The 16667-nt window shown below is 75.4% G+C and carries 9 protein-coding genes and 5 pseudogenes; 8 read left to right on the forward strand and 6 right to left on the reverse strand.

The window, feature by feature from the left end:
• Window positions 1-146: 146 nt before the first annotated feature.
• Complete coding sequence (locus ACEXOX_RS18775; RefSeq protein WP_406521998.1) at window positions 147-1601, forward strand: GH1 family beta-glucosidase; 1455 nt, start codon at window positions 147-149, stop codon at window positions 1599-1601.
• A gap of 115 nt (window positions 1602-1716) precedes the next feature.
• On the opposite strand, the pseudogene ACEXOX_RS18780 reads toward ACEXOX_RS18775, so the two are convergent.
• The 3 genes and pseudogenes from ACEXOX_RS18780 to ACEXOX_RS18790 form a co-directional block, all read right to left on the reverse strand.
• Window positions 1717-2639 (reverse strand): annotated as a pseudogene (locus ACEXOX_RS18780) (chitinase); the annotation flags it as partial.
• A gap of 338 nt (window positions 2640-2977) precedes the next feature.
• Window positions 2978-4423 carry an ATP-binding protein gene (locus ACEXOX_RS18785; protein ID WP_406522000.1) on the reverse strand — a complete coding sequence of 482 codons (1446 nt, stop codon included), beginning with the start codon at window positions 4421-4423 and terminating at the stop codon, window positions 2978-2980.
• A 91-nt stretch (window positions 4424-4514) separates the two neighbouring features.
• Window positions 4515-5207 (reverse strand): response regulator transcription factor, encoded by a 693-nt coding sequence (locus ACEXOX_RS18790; RefSeq protein ID WP_030025232.1) that lies wholly within the window; start codon window positions 5205-5207, stop codon window positions 4515-4517.
• 585 nt (window positions 5208-5792) lie between these two features.
• On the opposite strand from ACEXOX_RS18790, the gene ACEXOX_RS18795 reads away from it, so the two are divergent.
• Complete coding sequence (locus tag ACEXOX_RS18795) at window positions 5793-6014, forward strand: hypothetical protein (protein WP_406522002.1); 222 nt, start codon at window positions 5793-5795, stop codon at window positions 6012-6014.
• 57 nt (window positions 6015-6071) lie between these two features.
• On the opposite strand, the pseudogene ACEXOX_RS18800 reads toward ACEXOX_RS18795, so the two are convergent.
• Together ACEXOX_RS18800 and ACEXOX_RS18805 are read right to left on the reverse strand one after the other, a co-directional pair.
• A pseudogene (locus ACEXOX_RS18800) lies at window positions 6072-6937 on the reverse strand (spermidine synthase).
• A 74-nt stretch (window positions 6938-7011) separates the two neighbouring features.
• Window positions 7012-7431, reverse strand: a complete 420-nt coding sequence (locus ACEXOX_RS18805) for a hypothetical protein (protein ID WP_406522004.1) — start codon at window positions 7429-7431, stop codon at window positions 7012-7014.
• A 371-nt stretch (window positions 7432-7802) separates the two neighbouring features.
• Between ACEXOX_RS18805 and ACEXOX_RS18810 the strand changes: the two are divergent.
• Window positions 7803-9432, forward strand: a pseudogene (locus ACEXOX_RS18810) (tetratricopeptide repeat protein).
• A 184-nt stretch (window positions 9433-9616) separates the two neighbouring features.
• Here the strand turns inward: ACEXOX_RS18810 and ACEXOX_RS18815 are convergent.
• Window positions 9617-10209: pseudogene (locus ACEXOX_RS18815) on the reverse strand (histidine phosphatase family protein).
• A 317-nt stretch (window positions 10210-10526) separates the two neighbouring features.
• On the opposite strand from ACEXOX_RS18815, the gene ACEXOX_RS18820 reads away from it, so the two are divergent.
• From ACEXOX_RS18820 to ACEXOX_RS18840, 5 genes and pseudogenes are all read left to right on the forward strand, one after another.
• On the forward strand, window positions 10527-11600 hold the full coding sequence (locus ACEXOX_RS18820; RefSeq protein WP_406522006.1) for a phosphatase PAP2 family protein: 1074 nt from the start codon (window positions 10527-10529) through the stop codon (window positions 11598-11600).
• Window positions 11500-12893, forward strand: a pseudogene (locus ACEXOX_RS18825) (hypothetical protein). Before ACEXOX_RS18820 ends, ACEXOX_RS18825 begins: the two are co-directional and overlap by 101 nt.
• Entirely contained in the window at window positions 12884-14437 is a 1554-nt protein-coding gene (locus ACEXOX_RS18830) for a hypothetical protein (RefSeq protein WP_406522007.1), read from the forward strand. Before ACEXOX_RS18825 ends, ACEXOX_RS18830 begins: the two are co-directional and overlap by 10 nt.
• A gap of 26 nt (window positions 14438-14463) precedes the next feature.
• Entirely contained in the window at window positions 14464-15876 is a 1413-nt protein-coding gene (locus ACEXOX_RS18835) for an AAA domain-containing protein (protein WP_406526391.1), read from the forward strand.
• Between the two features lie 379 nt (window positions 15877-16255).
• On the forward strand, window positions 16256-16642 hold the full coding sequence (locus ACEXOX_RS18840; protein ID WP_406522009.1) for a hypothetical protein: 387 nt from the start codon (window positions 16256-16258) through the stop codon (window positions 16640-16642).
• The last annotated feature ends 25 nt before the right edge of the window (window positions 16643-16667 follow it).

Below are 16667 nucleotides of genomic sequence, written 5' to 3' on the forward strand. Positions count from 1 at the left end.
CGCTCCGCCGGGTCCGTACACCCCGCCGTACGGACCGGGCCGCCCCCGTGAACCACTCGCACCGCACGCGCCACCTGCACCAATCGCGCCACGCGCTCCGTACGGCCCGTGCCGTGCGCCGCGTCCTCGTGAACGGGAGTACCGCCATGTCCTGCCCCCTTCGTTTTCCGCCCGGCTTCGTCTGGGGTGCGGCCACCGCCGCCTATCAGGTCGAGGGCGCCGCCCGGGAGGGCGGCCGCACCCCGTCGATCTGGGACACCTTCAGCCACACCCCCGGCAAGGTCGCCGGGGGCGACACCGGTGACGTCGCCGTCGACCACTTCCACCGGCGCCACGAGGACGTGGAGCTGATGTCCGCCCTCGGGCTCGGTGCCTACCGCTTCTCCGTCTCCTGGTCGCGGGTGCAGCCGACCGGCCGCGGCCCCGCCGTGCAGCGCGGCCTGGACTTCTACCGCCGGCTCGTCGACGACCTGCTCGCCCACGGCATCCGGCCGGTGCTCACGCTCTACCACTGGGACCTGCCGCAGGAGTTGGAGGCCGACATCCACGGCGGCTCCGCCTCGGGCGGCGGCTGGCCGCACCGGGACACCGCGCAGCGCTTCGCCGACTACGCGGCGATCGTCGCGGAAGCCCTCGGCGACCGTGTCGAGTGGTGGACCACCCTCAACGAGCCGTGGTGCAGCGCGTTCCTCGGCTACGGGTCGGGGGTGCACGCACCCGGCCGCACCGATCCGGAGGCCGCGCTGCGCGCCGCGCACCACCTCAACCTCGCGCACGGGCTCGCCGCCCAGGCACTGCGCGCCGCGCTGCCCGCCCGCGGCCGGATCATGATCAGTCTCAATCCGGCGGCCGTACGGGCCCGCACCGGAGCGCCCGAGGACCTGGAGGCTCAGCGGCGGATCGACGCGCTGGCGACGCGTATCTTCACCGGGCCCCTGCTGCGCGGCGCGTACCCCGCGGACCTCCTCGCGGACACCGCGCGTATCACCGACTGGACCTTCGTCCGTGATGGCGACCTCGCCGTCATCAAGCACCCCCTCGACGCGCTGGGCATCAACTACTACACACCCACAGTGGTATCAGGCGGCACTGACAACGCCCCTCTGCCGCGGCACGACGGGCACGGCGCCGGGGCCGGTTCGCCCTGGCCGGGCGCCGACCGGGTGGCCTTCCACCAGCCGCCGGGCGACCGTACGGCGATGGGCTGGTCGGTGGATCCGACCGGCCTCTACGACCTGCTCATGCGCTTCCACCGGGAGGTTCCGGGGCTGCCCCTGTTCGTCACCGAGAACGGCGCGGCCTACGACGACCTGCCCGACGCCGAGGGCGCGGTGCACGACCCGGAGCGCATCGCCTACCTCCACGGTCACCTCGCCGCCGCACACCGCGCGGTCACCGACGGCGCCGACCTGCGCGGCTACTTCCTGTGGTCGCTGATGGACAACTTCGAATGGGCGTACGGCTACAGCAAGCGCTTCGGCTCGGTGTACGTGGACTTCACGACGCAGGCCCGTACGCCGAAGTCGAGCGCCCATTGGTACGCGGGCGTGGCGCGGACCGGCGAACTTCCCGCGCCGCGGACCGATGTGACCGCCTCATGAGGGCGGCGGGACACAGCGGCGGGGGTGGCCGCTGTGTCCCGCCCGGGGTGTGGCTCGGTGCTGTGTCCGGCCCGTCCGGTGCGTGGTGCCGGTCAGCTCTCGCAGGTGCCGGACTTCAGTACGCGCCGAACGCCTTGGTGAAGTCGAGTGGCTTCTGGGCTATGGAACTGCACGTCGGCTGTGCGGACTTCTGCGGTCCGCCCGGACAGGCCTTGTCCCGCGTCGAGGACCACATCGACAGCCAGGCGAGGTGCTTGGACTGAGCGAACGTGACCAGTTCCTTGGCGTCCTCGACCGTGAAGATTTCCTTCTGCACGTCGTTGACGCCGATCATCGGGGTCACGGCGACGGCCTTCCAGGCGGCCGCGTCACCGAGGCCGAGCGTCTTCTTGAGCTGCGCCTGGGTGGCGGTCGCCGCCTGGACGGCGTACCGGCCCATGTCGCCGTCGTAGGAGGCGCCGTAGTCCATCGCCATGATGTTGACGGCACCGATCCGCACGCCGTTCTTCTTGGCGTCGGCGATCAGGTTCACACCGTCCTGCGTCAGGCCCTCGGGCATGACCGGCAGCGTGAAGGAGACGTCCAGGCCCGGGTGCTTCTTCTGGAGCTGCGCGATCGCCCTGGCCCGTCGGGTGTTGGCGGCGGCGTCCGGCAGCGCGCCGCCCTCGATGTCGAAGTCCACCTTCTTGAGCGCGAACTTGTCGATGACCTTGCCGTAGGCGGTGGCCAGCTCGCCCGCCGACTTGCAGGCCAGCCCCAGCTCGGAGCCGTTGGCGCCGCCGAAGGAGATCCGTACGTCGCCGCCGGCCTCGCGCAGGGCCGGGATCTGCCGGGCCACGGCGTCGTCGCCCAGCCCGCCCGAGCCGCCCCACTTCGGCTCGCAGCCGCCTCCGGAGGTGACGAAGGCAAGGTTGAAGGTCTTCACCCCGGTCTTCTTGGCGGTGTCGGCCAGGTCGTACACGGGGTACAGGGACGTGTCGACGTAGGGGAGAAGGCGCCGCCGGCCGTGGCCGCCGTACCGCCTTCGGGTGCCTTGGTGGCCAGTGCCGAACCGGCGACGGCGAAGGCACCGCCCGCCGCCAGCGCGGCCGCCGCTGCCGTACCGATCAGCTTGGCCTTGCGGGTCTTACGACGGCGGTGTGCCGAGGAACTCATGTCGTGCCTGCCTGTTCGTCGTGGGGGCGGTGGTGCGGTGGCGCGTCCCGCACGCTAGCGATCGGCAAACGGACAAAAGCCGGTTTCGGTACGGCAGATGGAAGCCTTATGGCGGCGTTAAGGGAGCGAAAGGGACCGGTTAAGAGCAGGGGGCGCACCGGCCCCGACGGAGCCCGGCTGCCGGTCCGGCGACGGCACGGCCGCGGCTCCGGCCGCATCGTTCACTCCCCGCCACTGCCGCCCTGTGCACGCCCCGCCGCCCGCCGCCCCCGTGACCGTCCGAGGCGCCGTCCCAGCCGTCGGCGCAGCCGGTGCCCGGTGTGCCGGCGGCGTCCCGCCCGCGCCCGCCGTGCGCCGTCCAGCGCCAGCCACACCCGTACCTCGGTGCCGCCCAGTACGGACCGGCCGATCCGGACGTCCCCGCCGGTCGTCTCGGCGAGCCGCCGCACGATGTCCAGGCCGAGCCCGGTGGATCCGTCGCCGCCGTCCCCGTGGCCGCGCCGCAGGGCCGCGTCCGGGTCGTCGATGCCCGGGCCCGCGTCCGAGACCAGCACGATCACCGCGTCCTCGGCGTTGTGCACGTCCACCGCGAAGGCGGTGCCCTCGGGGGTGTGCCGGAAGACGTTGCCGAGCATCGCGTCCAGGGCCGCGGCGAGGTCGGGGCGTGCGACGGGGAGGCGTACCGGCCGGTCCGCGCCCGCGACGCGCACCGTGCGCCCCTCGTCCTCCGCGAGCGCCGACCAGAAGTCCATCCGCTCCCGGATCACCTCGGCCGCGTCGCAGCCGGCCGCCGCGGACACCTGCTGGGCGTGCGCCCTCTGCTGCCGCGCGGTACGGATGATCTGGTCGACCTCGCGCTCCAGCTGGGCGACCGCCTCGCGGGTCTGGTCGGCCGCCGGGCCCTCGCCGAGCGAGGCGGCGTTCAGGCGCAGCACGGTCAGCGGGGTGCGCAGGCGGTGCGAGAGGTCCGCCGCCAGCTCGCGTTCGTTGGCCAGCAGCTGGACGACCTGGTCCGCCATCGCGTTGAAGGCGGCGGCCGCCGCGCGCAGTTCCCTGGGGCCGTCCTCCCGTACCCGTACGCCCAGCTTGCCCCGGCCCAGGTCGTGGGCGGCGCCGGCCAGCCGCTCGGCGGGCCGCACCATACGGGTGCCGAGGCGGTCGGCGACGGCGACCGAGCCGACGACCAGCGCGAGACCGACGGCCGCCAGCAGCGCCCACGAGGTGGTGACGCCGTTGGTGAGCGCGGCGTCCGGCACGTACACCTCGACCACCGCGATGCCGGCGGCCACGGCGGTGGGCTGGAGCAGGACCGAGCCGCCGGGCACCGGAGTGATGGAGGCGCGGCCGAGGTCGACCGCGGCGTCGACGTCCGCGGGCCGGGCCCGCCGGGACCCGATCCCGGCCGGCTCACCGCCCTTGCCGGCCGCCGGCACATGGACGCCGATACGCCCTTGGGCCCCGCTCTCGGTGCTGGCGACGGCCCGTTCCAGCTGCGCGTGGTCGGTGGTGATGGCCAGGACGGGCCCGATGGTGGCCGCCTGCCGCTCGGCGTTGGAGAACGCGCGGTCCTTGGCCATCTCCTTGACGACGAGCCCGAGCGGTACGGCGAAGGCCACCACGACTATCGCGGTGACGGCCAGGCACACCTTGACCAGCGCCCATCTCACGACGCCGGCTCCGGAGGGGCCGCCGGGCGGGGCCCGGTCCGCGCGGGCGGCTCCGGCGCGTACGCCCCGCGGCGCCCCGTGCGCGGGGGCGTCACAGCGGCGGCTCCAGCTTCACGCCGACCCCGCGCAGGGTGTGCAGGTACCGCGGCCGCGCGGCCGTCTCGCCCAGTTTGCGGCGCAGCCAGGAGAGGTGGACGTCGATGGTCTGGTCGTCGCCGTAGGACTGCTGCCAGACCTCGGCGAGGAGTTCCCTGCGGGGTACGACGACGCCCGGCCGGCCGGCGAGGAAGGCGAGCAAGTCGAACTCGCGGCGGGTCAGGTCGAGCGCCGTACCGTCCAGTTCGGCCTGGCGGCGCAGCGGGTCGATGCTCAGGCCGCCCACCTGGAGCACCCGGGACGGCGGCTCGCCGCCCGCCGCGGCGCTCCGGGAGCGGCGCAGTACGGCGGCCATCCGGGCGGAGAGGTGCTCCACCGAGAACGGCTTGGTCAGGTAGTCGTCGGCCCCGTCGTTCAGCAGGCGGACGATCTCGGCCTCGTCGTCCCGCGCGGTGGCGATGATCACGGGTACGTCGGTGATCCCGCGCAGCATCTTCAGGGCCTCCGCCCCGTCCAGGTCGGGCAGGCCGAGATCCAGGATGACGACGTCGAAGCCGACGTGGGCCACCTCGCGCAGCGCCTCCAGGGCCGTTCCGACGCTGCGTACCGTGTGGGACGCCTCGGTCAGGTGCCGGATGAGGGCGGAGCGCACGAACTGGTCGTCCTCGACCACGAGCACACTTGCCATGGGCGGCACCGTACGCCATTCGAGGGCACTTCTTTACCTGAGGTTGACGCCGTGGACCGTACCGTCGGCCCGCATTTCAGCGGGTGTTGCCCGTCGCATCCGCCCTGCCCCGTAACCTCCCGCGGTACCGCCTTCGTTCCGCCCGCCGCGGGCCCTCCGGCCCGTCGGCCCGGCGGGGTGCGTGGTGCAATATGAGCCAGATGCACAGAGGACTGGTTCACACGGCGGCCTGGACGCTGGCGACAGGCGCCGCCGTCACGCTGTCGTGGTTCGGGGTGCACACGGTGCTGGCGGGGACGGCGTACGACCCGCCGCGCGCGCTCCCGCTCTCCGACAGCACGCCGTCCGCGTCCACCGGTACCGACGGCGGAATCTCCCCCGCGCCTCCTCCACGCACCGGCCCAGGCCGACCGCTCCGGCCTCCCCCGCCCCGGGCAGCCCGCCGGACCGGGCGACCGGCCCGGAAAGGACGACAGTGGCACGTCCGGCGGTGACGGAAGCGCGTCCGGCGGTGGCGGAAAAGGTACGGGCAGCGGCCCACACCCGCCGCCCGTTACCGACGCCCCGGTCGGTACGGGCAGCACGGTGAAAAGTTTCTCCACCGCGGGCGGCCGGGTGGTCGTCGACCTCGGTACCCACTCCGCCCAGTTGGTGTCGGCCACCCCGGAAACGGGCTGGGACATGCAGGTGTGGCGGCAGGACCAGTGGCTCCGGGTCGACTTCCGGGGCGGCACGGGGCACACCTCGGTCATCTGCGCCTGGAACGGCCACCCGCCGACGGTCGAGACGGACAACCACGCGACATAGAGCCGACGTTGACCGGGTGTCCCCGGGGCCGCCCGCGCGGCTCTCCCCGGCGCGCGCTCAGGTGAAGACGGCGGGCGGCGGGGACGGCGAGTCCACCGCGGTCGCGTCCGTCACCGGCTGCGCTCCCCGGTGAAGTCCAGGAGCGCGCGCCCGTGTTCGACCCGGCCCTGCTGCGGGTCGGTCGCGGCCCGCCGGGTCAGTTCGGCGACCGGAAGCGGTCCGGCGGCGGCGAGCAGGACGGCGTTCCCGAAGCGCTTGCCCCGGAGGACGGCCGGGTCGGCGGTCAGACACAGCTCGGGGAAGACCGTACGGACGGTGGCGACCTGCGCCCGCACGAAGGCCAGCGGCGGGCCGTCCGCGAGGTTCGCCGCGTACCAGCCGCCGGGCCGCAGTGCCCGCGCGACCTCGCCCGCGAACTCGGCGCTGGTCAGGTGCGCCGGAGTCCGCGCGCCGCGGAACACGTCCGCGATCACCAGGTCTGCCCAGCCGTCCGGGACCTTGGCGAGCCCCGCGCGCGCGTCCGCGTTGCGCACCTTGATCCGCCAGCCACTTTCCAAGGGCAGTTCCCGGCGGACCAGTTGCACCAAGGGCGCGTCGATCTCCACGACCTGCTGGGTCGAGCGCGGCCGGGTGCCCGCCACGTAGCGCGCCATCGTCAGCGCCCCACCGCCCAGATGCACCACCTGGAGGGGCTTGCCGGGCGGGGCGGCGAGGTCGGCGATGTGACCGAGGCGGCGCTGGTACGCGAAGTCCAGGTACGCCGGGTCGTCCAGGTCCACGTGGGACTGCGGGGCGCCGTCGACGAGCAGGGTCCAGCCGCGTGGCCGGTCCCGGTCGGGACGCAGTTCGGCGATGCCGCCGTCCACGGTTTCCACCACGGCCTCGGGCCCCGTACGGGACCGGCCGCGCCTGCTCTTCGCCATGCCTCCAGTATGCCGCGTAGCCGCAGGTCAGAGCATGCGGCGACGGCGGAGGCGGAGAAGGGGCCCGGCCGGCCTCAGCGGCAGCGGTCGACGGCCTCGATCGTGCGGGCCGCCTCGCCGAGGGCCTCGCGCAGGACGACGGGGTCGGTGGCCGTGCCGCACGCCCCGTCCGGGGACACCAGCCAGTCGGTGCCCGTGACGGGCGGCTCGACGGGGGCGCCGGGGACGCTCCGCGCGCCCCCGTCGGGCGCCTCGCGCTCGTACGTCTGCGTACAGGCGCTGCCCGGCAGGTCCCAGCCGTCGGCCGTGCCCGGCGGCACGAGGAAGCCCAGGGTGTCGCAGGCGTCGTCGTGCAGGACCGGGCCGACACCGGCCCGCAGCCGCAGGATGTCGACCGCCTCCAGGCCCTGGCGGGCCGGCACCGTCACCAGGTCGCAGGTTCGCGGCGCCTCGGGGAGCACCCCGCAGTCGGCGGAGGGCCAGCGCCGGTCCACGCCCGGCGAACCGTGCCCGCCCGGGCGGCCGTTGGGGTGCGTCGCGCGCCCGGCACGTCCGGCACCGCCGTGCGCCGCCCCCCGGCACCCGTCTCACCGTTGACGGCGGTCCTGACGTCGGCCACACCGGTCTCCCGCACGGAAACCCCTCCTCTGCACGCGCCGCTCCCTTTACCTCCTGTTCAACGTCCGGACACGTCAACGGCTACGGCGGCAGGCCGCCCCAAAGAATGGCACTTCATGGCGGATCAGGTGTGAGATATCCGTTTTGTAGCCAAACCCAGCGTGTCGACGCGGTCACAGCTAGTACCGTCATCCCGCCGCACCGCCAGGCCGCGGCACCGCCACGGAGAGGGCACGGAGGCTCCGCCATGGCATCGCCAGCCGCGAGATCAGCGTCGTCCCAGCACGTTCCCGCCCAGCCCAACCGCGCCTTCCGGCAGCTGCGCGGCCGGCTGTCCCCGGGCGAGTTCGCGGCCTCGGTACGCCGCGCCGCGCGCGAGATCGGGGAGCAGGTCGCGTGCGACGCCCGTTACGTGGGCCGCGTCGAGGCCGGGGAGATCCGGTGCCCGAACTACGCCTACGAACGGGTGTTCCGGCACATGTTCCCCGGGCTCACCCTCGCGGACATGGGCTTCGCGCCCCGCGAGACGGTGCGCGGGCGGCGGGCCCGGACGGCCCGGGAGGACGACGAAAGGGAGGCGGGCGGCGGCGCCGGGGCGCCCCCGGCACATGGACAGGCGCCGGACCGGCCGCCGGGCGCCCGGCAGGACCCGGGGCCGGACCCGGCCGCCGCGACACGGACATCCAGACCGGCAAGGAGAGCGACGTGCTGCGTCGCGCGTTCATCACGGGCGGCCCGGCCGCCGCGCTGGGGCTCACCGCCCTGCCACCGTTCGTCCCGGAGGCCGCGGCCGGTCCCGGCCTGCCGGACGCGGTGCCCCGCGTACCGCGCCCCTCCCCGGAGGGCGGCCCCGGAAGGGCCGGGGCCTCGGAGGCGGCGGCCGTGGAGGAGGCGGTGCGCCGGATCCGGCTGCTGGACGACCGGCACGGCGGCGAGGGCCTCTACCGGCGTGCCGCGCAGCCGCTGCGCACCGCGTACGAGCTGCTGGACGCCGGGGTGCACCGCGGCTCCGTCAGCGACCGCCTGCACGCGGGCGCGGGCGAGCTGGCCATCTCCGTCGGCTGGCTGGCGCACGACTCGGGCCGCTTCGGCGACGCCCGGTCGCACTACGCCGAAGCGCTGGCCACCGCCCGGGTGGCCGGTGACGCGGCCCTGGAGGCACACGCCTTCTGCAACACCGCCTTCCTGGCGCGCGACGCGGACCGCCCCGGGAGGCCGTACGCGCCGCGCAGGCCGCCCAGCTGGCCGCGAAGAACCTGGGCTCGGCGCGCCTGCTGTCCCTCCTGGCGCTGCGCGAGGCGGGCGGCTGGGCGGGCCTGGGCGACCGCAGGAGTTGCGAGCAGGCACTCCTACGGGCGCAGCGGCTGCTCGCCAGGGGGCCGTCCGACGACGACCCCGAGTGGATGTCCTTCTACGGGGAGGCCGAGCTGGCGGGCCTGGAGGCGCAGTGCTGGTCCGCACTGGGCGATCAGGGGCGCGCGGCGACGCACGCACGCCGGGCGGTGGCGCTCCAGGACCCGCACTTCACCCGGAACATCGCCCTGTTCACCGCGGAGCTGGCCGGTGATCTCGCACTCAGCCGCGCACCGGAGGAGGCCGCCAGGGCCGGTACGCGGGCGCTGGCCCTCCTGGAGGACGTCCGGTCGGCCCGGATCCGCACGATGCTGGACTCGACGGCACGGGCGCTGCGGGCGTACCGGAACGGCGCGGGGAAGGCGGGCGGCGAGGTCGGCACGTTCCTGGACCGGCACGCCGCCACCCGGCCGCCCGTGCGGACGACGGTCGGCAAGGGCGGGCGGCGGACGGCGTACGGTGCGCGGGCGGGGCAGCAGAGCGATGGGGGCGCGGGGCGGCCGTGGGGCGGGTGGCAGGGGTAGGGGCGGGGCCCTCCCGGGGGACGGGGTCCTCCCGGGGGACGGGGTCCTCCCGGGGGGCGGGGCCCTCCCGGGAGGGCCCCGGGTCCGACCCTGGGGGCCCGGCCGGGTACGGGCCCGGGGTTCCGGCCGTGCGCGGGCCCGGGCTCCGGCGGGCCGCCGCCCTTCGGGCCCGCCGCGCCGGGGTTCAGCCCAGGTGGCCGGTGTCGTTCCAGCGCTCGATGGCGGGCTCCCCGTACGCCCAGCCCAGTACGGACAGGGACGTCGGCTCCAGGCGGATGCGGGCGGCGAAGGAGACGTCCAGGCCGAGCCAGCGGGCCCCCAGGGAGCGCAGGATGTGGCCGTGCGCGAAGACCAGGACGTCCCGGTCGGCCGAGCGCGCCCACTCCACGACCTCGTCGGCCCGCGCCGCGACCTGGGCCAGCGTCTCGCCCTCGGGGACGCCGTCGCGCCAGATGAGCCAGTCCGGGCGCCCGGCCTTGATGTCGGCCGGCGTCAGGCCCTCGTACGCGCCGTAGTCGACCTCCATCAGCGCGTCCCAGTCCTCGGCCCGGTCGCCGAAGCCGGCCAGCTCGCAGGTCTCCTTCGCGCGCACCAGGGGCTGGTGCGGACCTCGACGTCCGGCAGGCCGTCCCAGGGCGCGCGGTGCAGCCGCTTCCCCAGCAGCTCGGCGCCGCGGCGGCCCTCCTCCAGGAGCGGAATGTCCGTACGGCCGGTGTGCTTGCCGGACAGGGACCACTCCGTCTGCCCGTGCCGGGCCAGCAGAATGCGCGGTGCCATGGGGAATACCTCTGGCCGATTGCTCGGCTCTTCCGTCTTCGGAGCCCGCTGCGGGGCTGTCGCTGCTCGTTCGACGCCCGTCCGGTGCCCGGCCGGGGTCCGGCTCGCGTCGCCTCGTTGCGGTGGCCGTCCGTTCCATCATCGCGCATCGCCCGGCACCACCGGGGTGGGCCCTCCCCGCCGGGAGTATCGCGCCATACGGCGTACGGTGGAGAGTCGGCGTTTTCCGCGCCGACGGGTGCCGCACCGCGCCGCACCCCTCGCACCAGGCCCGCGACCGATCCGCCACGGGCCACGCATGTTGGAGAACGACCAGGATGGACGCCGTAGCGCGCCGCCCAGCGGCATCCGGCAGCCGGCTCCGGTGGTGGACGGAACTGCCACTGCTCGCCCTCGTGTACGCGGCCTACTCCGCGGGCCGCCTCGTGGCCCGCGGCGACGCGCACACCGCCGCCGGGCACGGACAGACGATCCTGCGGTGGGAAGAACTGCTGCGGCTCGACCCGGAACGCGCGCTGAATCGTCTCTTCACCGCCACGCCCGCCCTCGGAGTCCCCGCCGACTTCGCGTACGCCTCGCTGCACTACCTGGTCACGCCGGTGGTCCTCGTATGGCTGTGGAACCGGCGCCCCGCGCACTACCGGGCGCTCCGTACGTGGCTGATGACCGCCACCCTCATCGGGCTGGTCGGCTTCACGCTGCTGCCGACCGCGCCGCCCCGCCTGCTGGAGACGGGCAGCGGGTTCGCGGACACCATGGCGCAGTTCTCGTCCTACGGGTGGTGGGGCGAGGACGCGAGCGCGCCGCGCGGGCTCGGCGGCATGACGAACCAGTTCGCGGCGATGCCCAGCCTCCACGTGGGGTGGGCGCTGTGGTGCGGCGTGGTGCTGTGGCGGCACGGCCGGTCGCGGCTGACGCGGGCGCTGGGGGTGGCGTACCCGCTGCTGATCGTGCTGGTGGTGATGGGCACCGCCAACCACTACCTGCTCGACGCGCTGGCCGGTACGGCCGTGATGGGCCTGGGCCTGCTGCTGACGCGCCCGGCGCTGCGGCTGGCGGACGGGGTGCGCGGGCGATTCCGGGCGGGCGGCCGGGTGGCTGGCGCGGACGGCCGGGTGGCCGGCGCGGGCGTCCCCGTAGCAGCAGCGCTCACCCCCGTGACAAGCGCGGAGAACGGCCTGCTCGCGGGCGCGGGAATCGGCTCCCTCGTGGGTGCCGTGCGCGATCTTCCGGCCGCCAGAACGCCGGGGGAATCCGCGAATGTCAGTGGCGGATGCCAGACTTCCGCGGGTGAACGTTTTCCGCGACAGCCGACCCGCCGCGGCCGACCGGCCGCCGGAGCCGCCTCCGCTGCCGCAGCCGACGACGGGGCTGCGACAGCGGCTCGGTGAGCTGCGCGGCCCCGGCGTACGGCCGCGGCCCCTGGACGCCCGCGCGCTCGCCGCGCTGGCCGCCAACCCCGGCTGCCGCCGCCGCGCGCTGCTGGACGGCGCCGGGGTCGACAAGACCGCGCTCGCGGGCGCCCTCGGCTCGCCCGCGGCCTTCGGGCAGTCGCAGTTCGCGCTGGCCCGGGGCAACTCCTTCGAGGCCCGCGTCAAGGCGGACGGCGGCGCGGACCTGATGATGTTGCTGTACGAGCGCATGGGCGGCGGCGCGGAGGCCCCGAGCCCGGCCGGGTCGCCGTTCCCGACCTGTCCGCCGCGGGCCCCGAGGGGCGCGCGGCCCGTACGGCGCTGGCCCTGCGCGAGGCCACCACCGTCGGCGGCTGGACCCTGCTGGACCACCCGCTGCTCACCCTGGACGTGGCCGGCTCGCCCGCCTACCTGGAGCCGGACGCGGTCGTGGTGCATCCGGACGGCGGCTGGACGGTCGTGGAGATCAAGTCCTTCCCGATGATCGACGGTTCCGCCGACCCGGCCAAGGTGGGCGCGGCGGCCCGGCAGGCCGCGGTGTACGTGCTCGCGCTCCAGCGGGTGGCCGACCAGGTGCACGCCAGCACGGGCCGTACGGTGACGGTCCGGGACCGGGTGCTGCTGGTCTGCCCGAAGGACTTCGCGAACCTCCCCACCGCCGAGGCCGTGGACATCCGTAAACAACTGGCGACGACCAGGCGTCAGTTGCAGCGGCTCACCAAGGTCGAGGAGATCGCCGGGCAGCTCCCGCCCGGCACCACCTTCGACCTCCGGCTCGCGGACGACGGGAGGACGGTGACGCGGCCCGCCGCCGAGCTGGCCGAGGCGGTCGAGGCCGTGGACGCGGCGTACGCGCCGGAGTGCCTGTCCGCCTGCGAGCTGGCGTTCCACTGCCGGGAGCAGGCGCGGGCCGCGGGCGCCGTGGAGTCGCTGGGCCGCGGTGTGCGCGGTGAGCTGGGCGGGCTGCGTACGGTCGAGGAGGTCCTGGCGGCGGCGCGTACGGGGAGCGGGGCGGACGACGCGACGGGCGGGTCCGCGGGCGCGGGCGTCGCGACGGCCTGCGCCCCGGACGCGGACGCCGCAACGTGCGCAGACGCGGCAACGGATACGGACGTGCCCGCCGCCGAAGCCCTGCGCCGGGCGGCGGCCCTGCGCGCCGAGGCGCTGGCGGGTGCCGGTGCAGGTGGCACCGTAACCGCCGGCCCCGGGGAGACAGCGGACCGGTCCGGGGAACGGGCCGGCGGAGCCGAGGGGGTGCCCGCATGTCGTTGATCGAGGTGCTCGCCAGGATGGAGGCGGTGGCGGCGGGCCGCGCGCAGCCGCTGACGACGGTCCGGCACCGGCATCTGTCCGCCCGGCCGCTGGTGTTCGTCCCGCTGACGACCTCGGGCGAGGCGGGCGCCCCGCTGGGCGCGCTGGTCGGCACGGACCGCGAGAAGCCGCAGCTGCTCGCCGTACCCCAGCCGCGCGACCGTGACCTGCGGTTCGCGTTCCTCGCCGAGCTGGCCGAGACCGTCCTGCCGTACGTGGACGGGTACGCGGACACCGTCGAGACCGAGCAGCGCAAGGAGACCGACCCCGAGACGGGCAAGAAGGTCCCGGTCGAGGTCGAGCTGTGCGCCGACGCGCCGCAGGTGATCGTGCCGAGCGCGGCCGGTGTGGAGTACGTGCGCCTGCTGGGCCGGTCCATGCGGTTCCGGCGGACCGCCGACCAGGACCCGGACACCCCGCATCCGGCGCCTCCCCATGTGCCGCTGCTGGGCCGCTGGTTCACCCACTTCGGCGAGCGGGCCCGGGTGCCGGGCGCGAGCCTGCTGCTGCCGATGACCGGGCTGCTCGCCCGCCACTGGGCGACCGGCCAGAGCAACCTGGAGGACCAGCACCTGGGCGCGCTGCTCGCCTGGATCGACCCGCCCGGGGGCGAGCCCGGCGCGGCGACCGCGCGGCGCGCGGAGACGGCGCGGGACGCGGACGGCCAGCTACTGTGCCCGCCGGCCGGCCCGGCCACGGACCCGGCGTTCGACAACAAGCGCCTCGCCCCGGCGATGGCCCGTTACGACGCGGGCCTGCCCGGCGCCGAGGACGTGGTCCGGGAGCTGGTCGAGAGCCAGCTGCGCCCCGCCTGGGACGCCGTGTGGCACGGCATCGACCTGCTGCGGTCCCTGCCGGAAGGCTCCAGGGTGGCCGACCGCTGGAAACGCGACCGCTGGTCGTACACCGCCCACCGCGACCGGGTGCGGGCCGGTGAGCCGCCGCAGCCCAAGCGGGACGACGCCATCACGGCCGCCCGCAAGCTCGCCTCCCGGGAGACCGCCCAGGCCCAGCTGGACGCGCAGGAGGCGCTGGACGACCCGCTGGTCATGGCGGGCCGCCGGCTCGCCGGAGAGGCGCTGGCCGGCGAGGTGACCGGGGTCGAGATGGCGTATTCGGAGGGCAGGCGGCCGATGCCGCGCCCGCTGGTGACGCTGGTGACGGGCGACCGGCCGCAGCTGACCGAGGGCGGCAAGCTGTACCGCGCGCTGCCGGACGGCAAGGCCCAGCCCGCCGAGTTCGTCGGGTACACGGCGGACGGACCGGGTGGGCTGGTGGTCCGGCTGACCGGTGGGATGGGGCGGGGCAAGACCCCGGAGCCCGGGTCGGTGCCCGAGCCCGGCGACCGGGTGTGCTGGACCCTGTTCGAGCACCAGCCGCGCGGCGGCCCGGAGCTGCCCGAGCCCGAGGACACGCCGTGGACGCACGGCGGGCCGCCCGTGGCCGACACCGCCGTACTGCCCGTGGACCAGCCCGATCCCGTCACCGCGGAGGACTTCCTGTGACCGAGGCCCGCCCCACGCACCCCGGCATGCCCGCCGCCCGGCGGCCGGACGGCTCCCCGCACACCGTTCCGCCCACTGCCCCGGGCTCGGCGCCGTCCGCCCCCGGCGCGACGCCCTTCGACCCGGGCGCGGCGGCGGCCGAGGCCACCGACGCGATCGTGCACAGCACGCTGCACGGTACGCACCGCGGCGTCGTCGTGGACTCACCGCCGGGCGCGGGCAAGTCCACCCTGGTGGTGCGGGCGGCTCGCGAACTGGCCGCGGCCGGGCGCCCGTTGATGATCGTCGCGCAGACCAACGCCCAGGTGGACGACCTGGTGCTGCGCATCGCCGAGAAGGACCCCGAGCTGCCGGTGGGCCGGTTGCACAGCAGTGAGCCGGGCGCGTTCGACCCCGCGCTGGCGGAGCTGCCCGCCGTCCGTACGTCGTCGAAGGTCGCCGACCTGGCCGGGCTGGACATCGTCGTCTCGACAGCCGCCAAGTGGGCGTACACGAAGGTCGACGAGCCGTGGCAGCACGCCATCGTGGACGAGGCGTACCAGATGCGCTCGGACGCGCTGCTCGCCGTCGGCGGGCTGTTCGAGCGGGCGCTGTTCGTGGGTGACCCGGGGCAGTTGGACCCGTTCAGCGTGGTCGGCGCCGAGCAGTGGGCCGGGCTCGCCTACGACCCGTCGGCCAGCGCCGTGACCACCCTGCTCGCGCACAACCCCGGCCTGCCGCAGCACCGGCTGCCGGTGTCGTGGCGGCTGCCAGCCTCCGCCGCACGGCTGGTCTCCGACGCGTTCTACCCGTACACGCCGTTCCGCAGCGGCACGGACCACGGCGACCGGCGGCTCGCCTTCGGGGTGCCGTCCGACGGCTCGGGGGTGGACCGCGTGCTGGACGAGGCCGCCGAGTCCGGCTGGGGCCTGCTCGAACTGCCCGCCCGCCACACGCCGCGTACGGACCCGGAGGCGGTGCACGCCATCGCGCGGGTGGTGCGGCGGCTGCTCGACCGGGGCGGCGCGGCGACCAGCGAGCGCGGCCCCGAGCCGACGCCGCTGACCGCCGACCGGATCGCGGTCGGCACGGCCCACCGCGACCAGGCCGCGGCGGTACGGGCCGCGCTGGCCGGGCTCGGCGTCGGCGGTGTCGCGGTGGACACCGCCAACCGCCTCCAGGGCCGGGAGTTCGACGTCACGGTCTTCCTGCACCCGCTCTCCGGCCGCCCCGACGCGACCGCCTTCCACCTGGAGACCGGCCGGCTGTGCGTACTGGCCTCGCGCCACCGGCACGCCTGCATCGTGGTCAGCCGGGCCGGCATACCGGAACTGCTGGACGAACACCCCTCGGCGGACCCCGTCCAACTGGGCGTCACGGTCAAGTTCCCGGACGGCTGGGAGGCGAACCACGCGGTCCTGGCCCATCTGAACGAACACCGGGTGGCGTGGCGGCCGTGACCGGCCGGCCGGGAGACAGCCGGTGCGCGGCCGGACAGCCGGAACAGCCCGGACGGACCAGGTCGGGACCGGACAGCCGGGACGGACCAGGCCGGGGCAGCCGGACCGGTCCCGGCCGGGCCACGCCGGGCCGACCCGCGCAGCATCGCGTGCCGCCGCGCATGCGGGCGGGCGAGGGCGCGTATCGGTCGGCGCGGCGCACTTGTGTCCGTGTGCGCCGCGTGCGGTCGTACGGTGGCGGGGCGGGCGCGGAACGGGGGCGCGCGGCATGCGGCGTGCCGCCCCCGGCGGGCGGCCGAACCCCGTAGGGGCGCGTCGCCAGGCGCACTTGCGCGGCGCGGGACAATGGAACGCGGCACACGATCCAGGAGGTACGTACATGTCCGAGCCGCAACCGGCTTCCGACCCGCGCGGAGCTGCCTCCGCGCCCCGGCGCCTGAAACCGGCTCCGCTGCTCTTCGAGCCTCCGGAGGCCACGTCCGACCCCGAGCACTTCTTCGACCTGGAGTCCATCGAGGACCCCAAGGAGCTGCTCACCCGCTCCACCGAGCTGACGCTCGCCTTCCGCGCGGCTGCGGACCGGGCCACCGAGTTCCAGGCGATGGCGGCGGCCCATCTCGCCGATCCCCGGCGCTTCGACCGGCTGCCGCTCTCGGTGATCGCGGAGCGCGCCGACTGGACCGAGGACTACGCGGCGAAGATGGTCGAGTTCGGCCGCGGCCTGCTGCGCAGTGGTGGCGGCAGCCGGCTGGACGCCACCGACTGAACGGTTCGGCAGCTCCGGCATCCGC

Source organism: Streptomyces sp. Ac-502, assembly GCF_045222935.1.
Classification (GTDB): Bacteria; Actinomycetota; Actinomycetes; order Streptomycetales; family Streptomycetaceae; genus Streptomyces; species Streptomyces monomycini.

Coding starts and splice junctions, on each gene's coding strand:
- ACEXOX_RS18775 (WP_406521998.1), top strand. CDS start 147: ATGTCCTGCCCCCTTCGTTTTCCGCCCGGCTTCGTCTGGGGTGCGGCC.
- ACEXOX_RS18840 (WP_406522009.1), top strand. CDS start 16,256: ATGTCCGAGCCGCAACCGGCTTCCGACCCGCGCGGAGCTGCCTCCGCG.
- ACEXOX_RS18830 (WP_406522007.1), top strand. CDS start 12,884: ATGTCGTTGATCGAGGTGCTCGCCAGGATGGAGGCGGTGGCGGCGGGC.
- ACEXOX_RS18820 (WP_406522006.1), top strand. CDS start 10,527: ATGGACGCCGTAGCGCGCCGCCCAGCGGCATCCGGCAGCCGGCTCCGG.
- ACEXOX_RS18790 (WP_030025232.1), bottom strand. CDS start 5,207: ATGGCAAGTGTGCTCGTGGTCGAGGACGACCAGTTCGTGCGCTCCGCC.
- ACEXOX_RS18835 (WP_406526391.1), top strand. CDS start 14,464: ATGCCCGCCGCCCGGCGGCCGGACGGCTCCCCGCACACCGTTCCGCCC.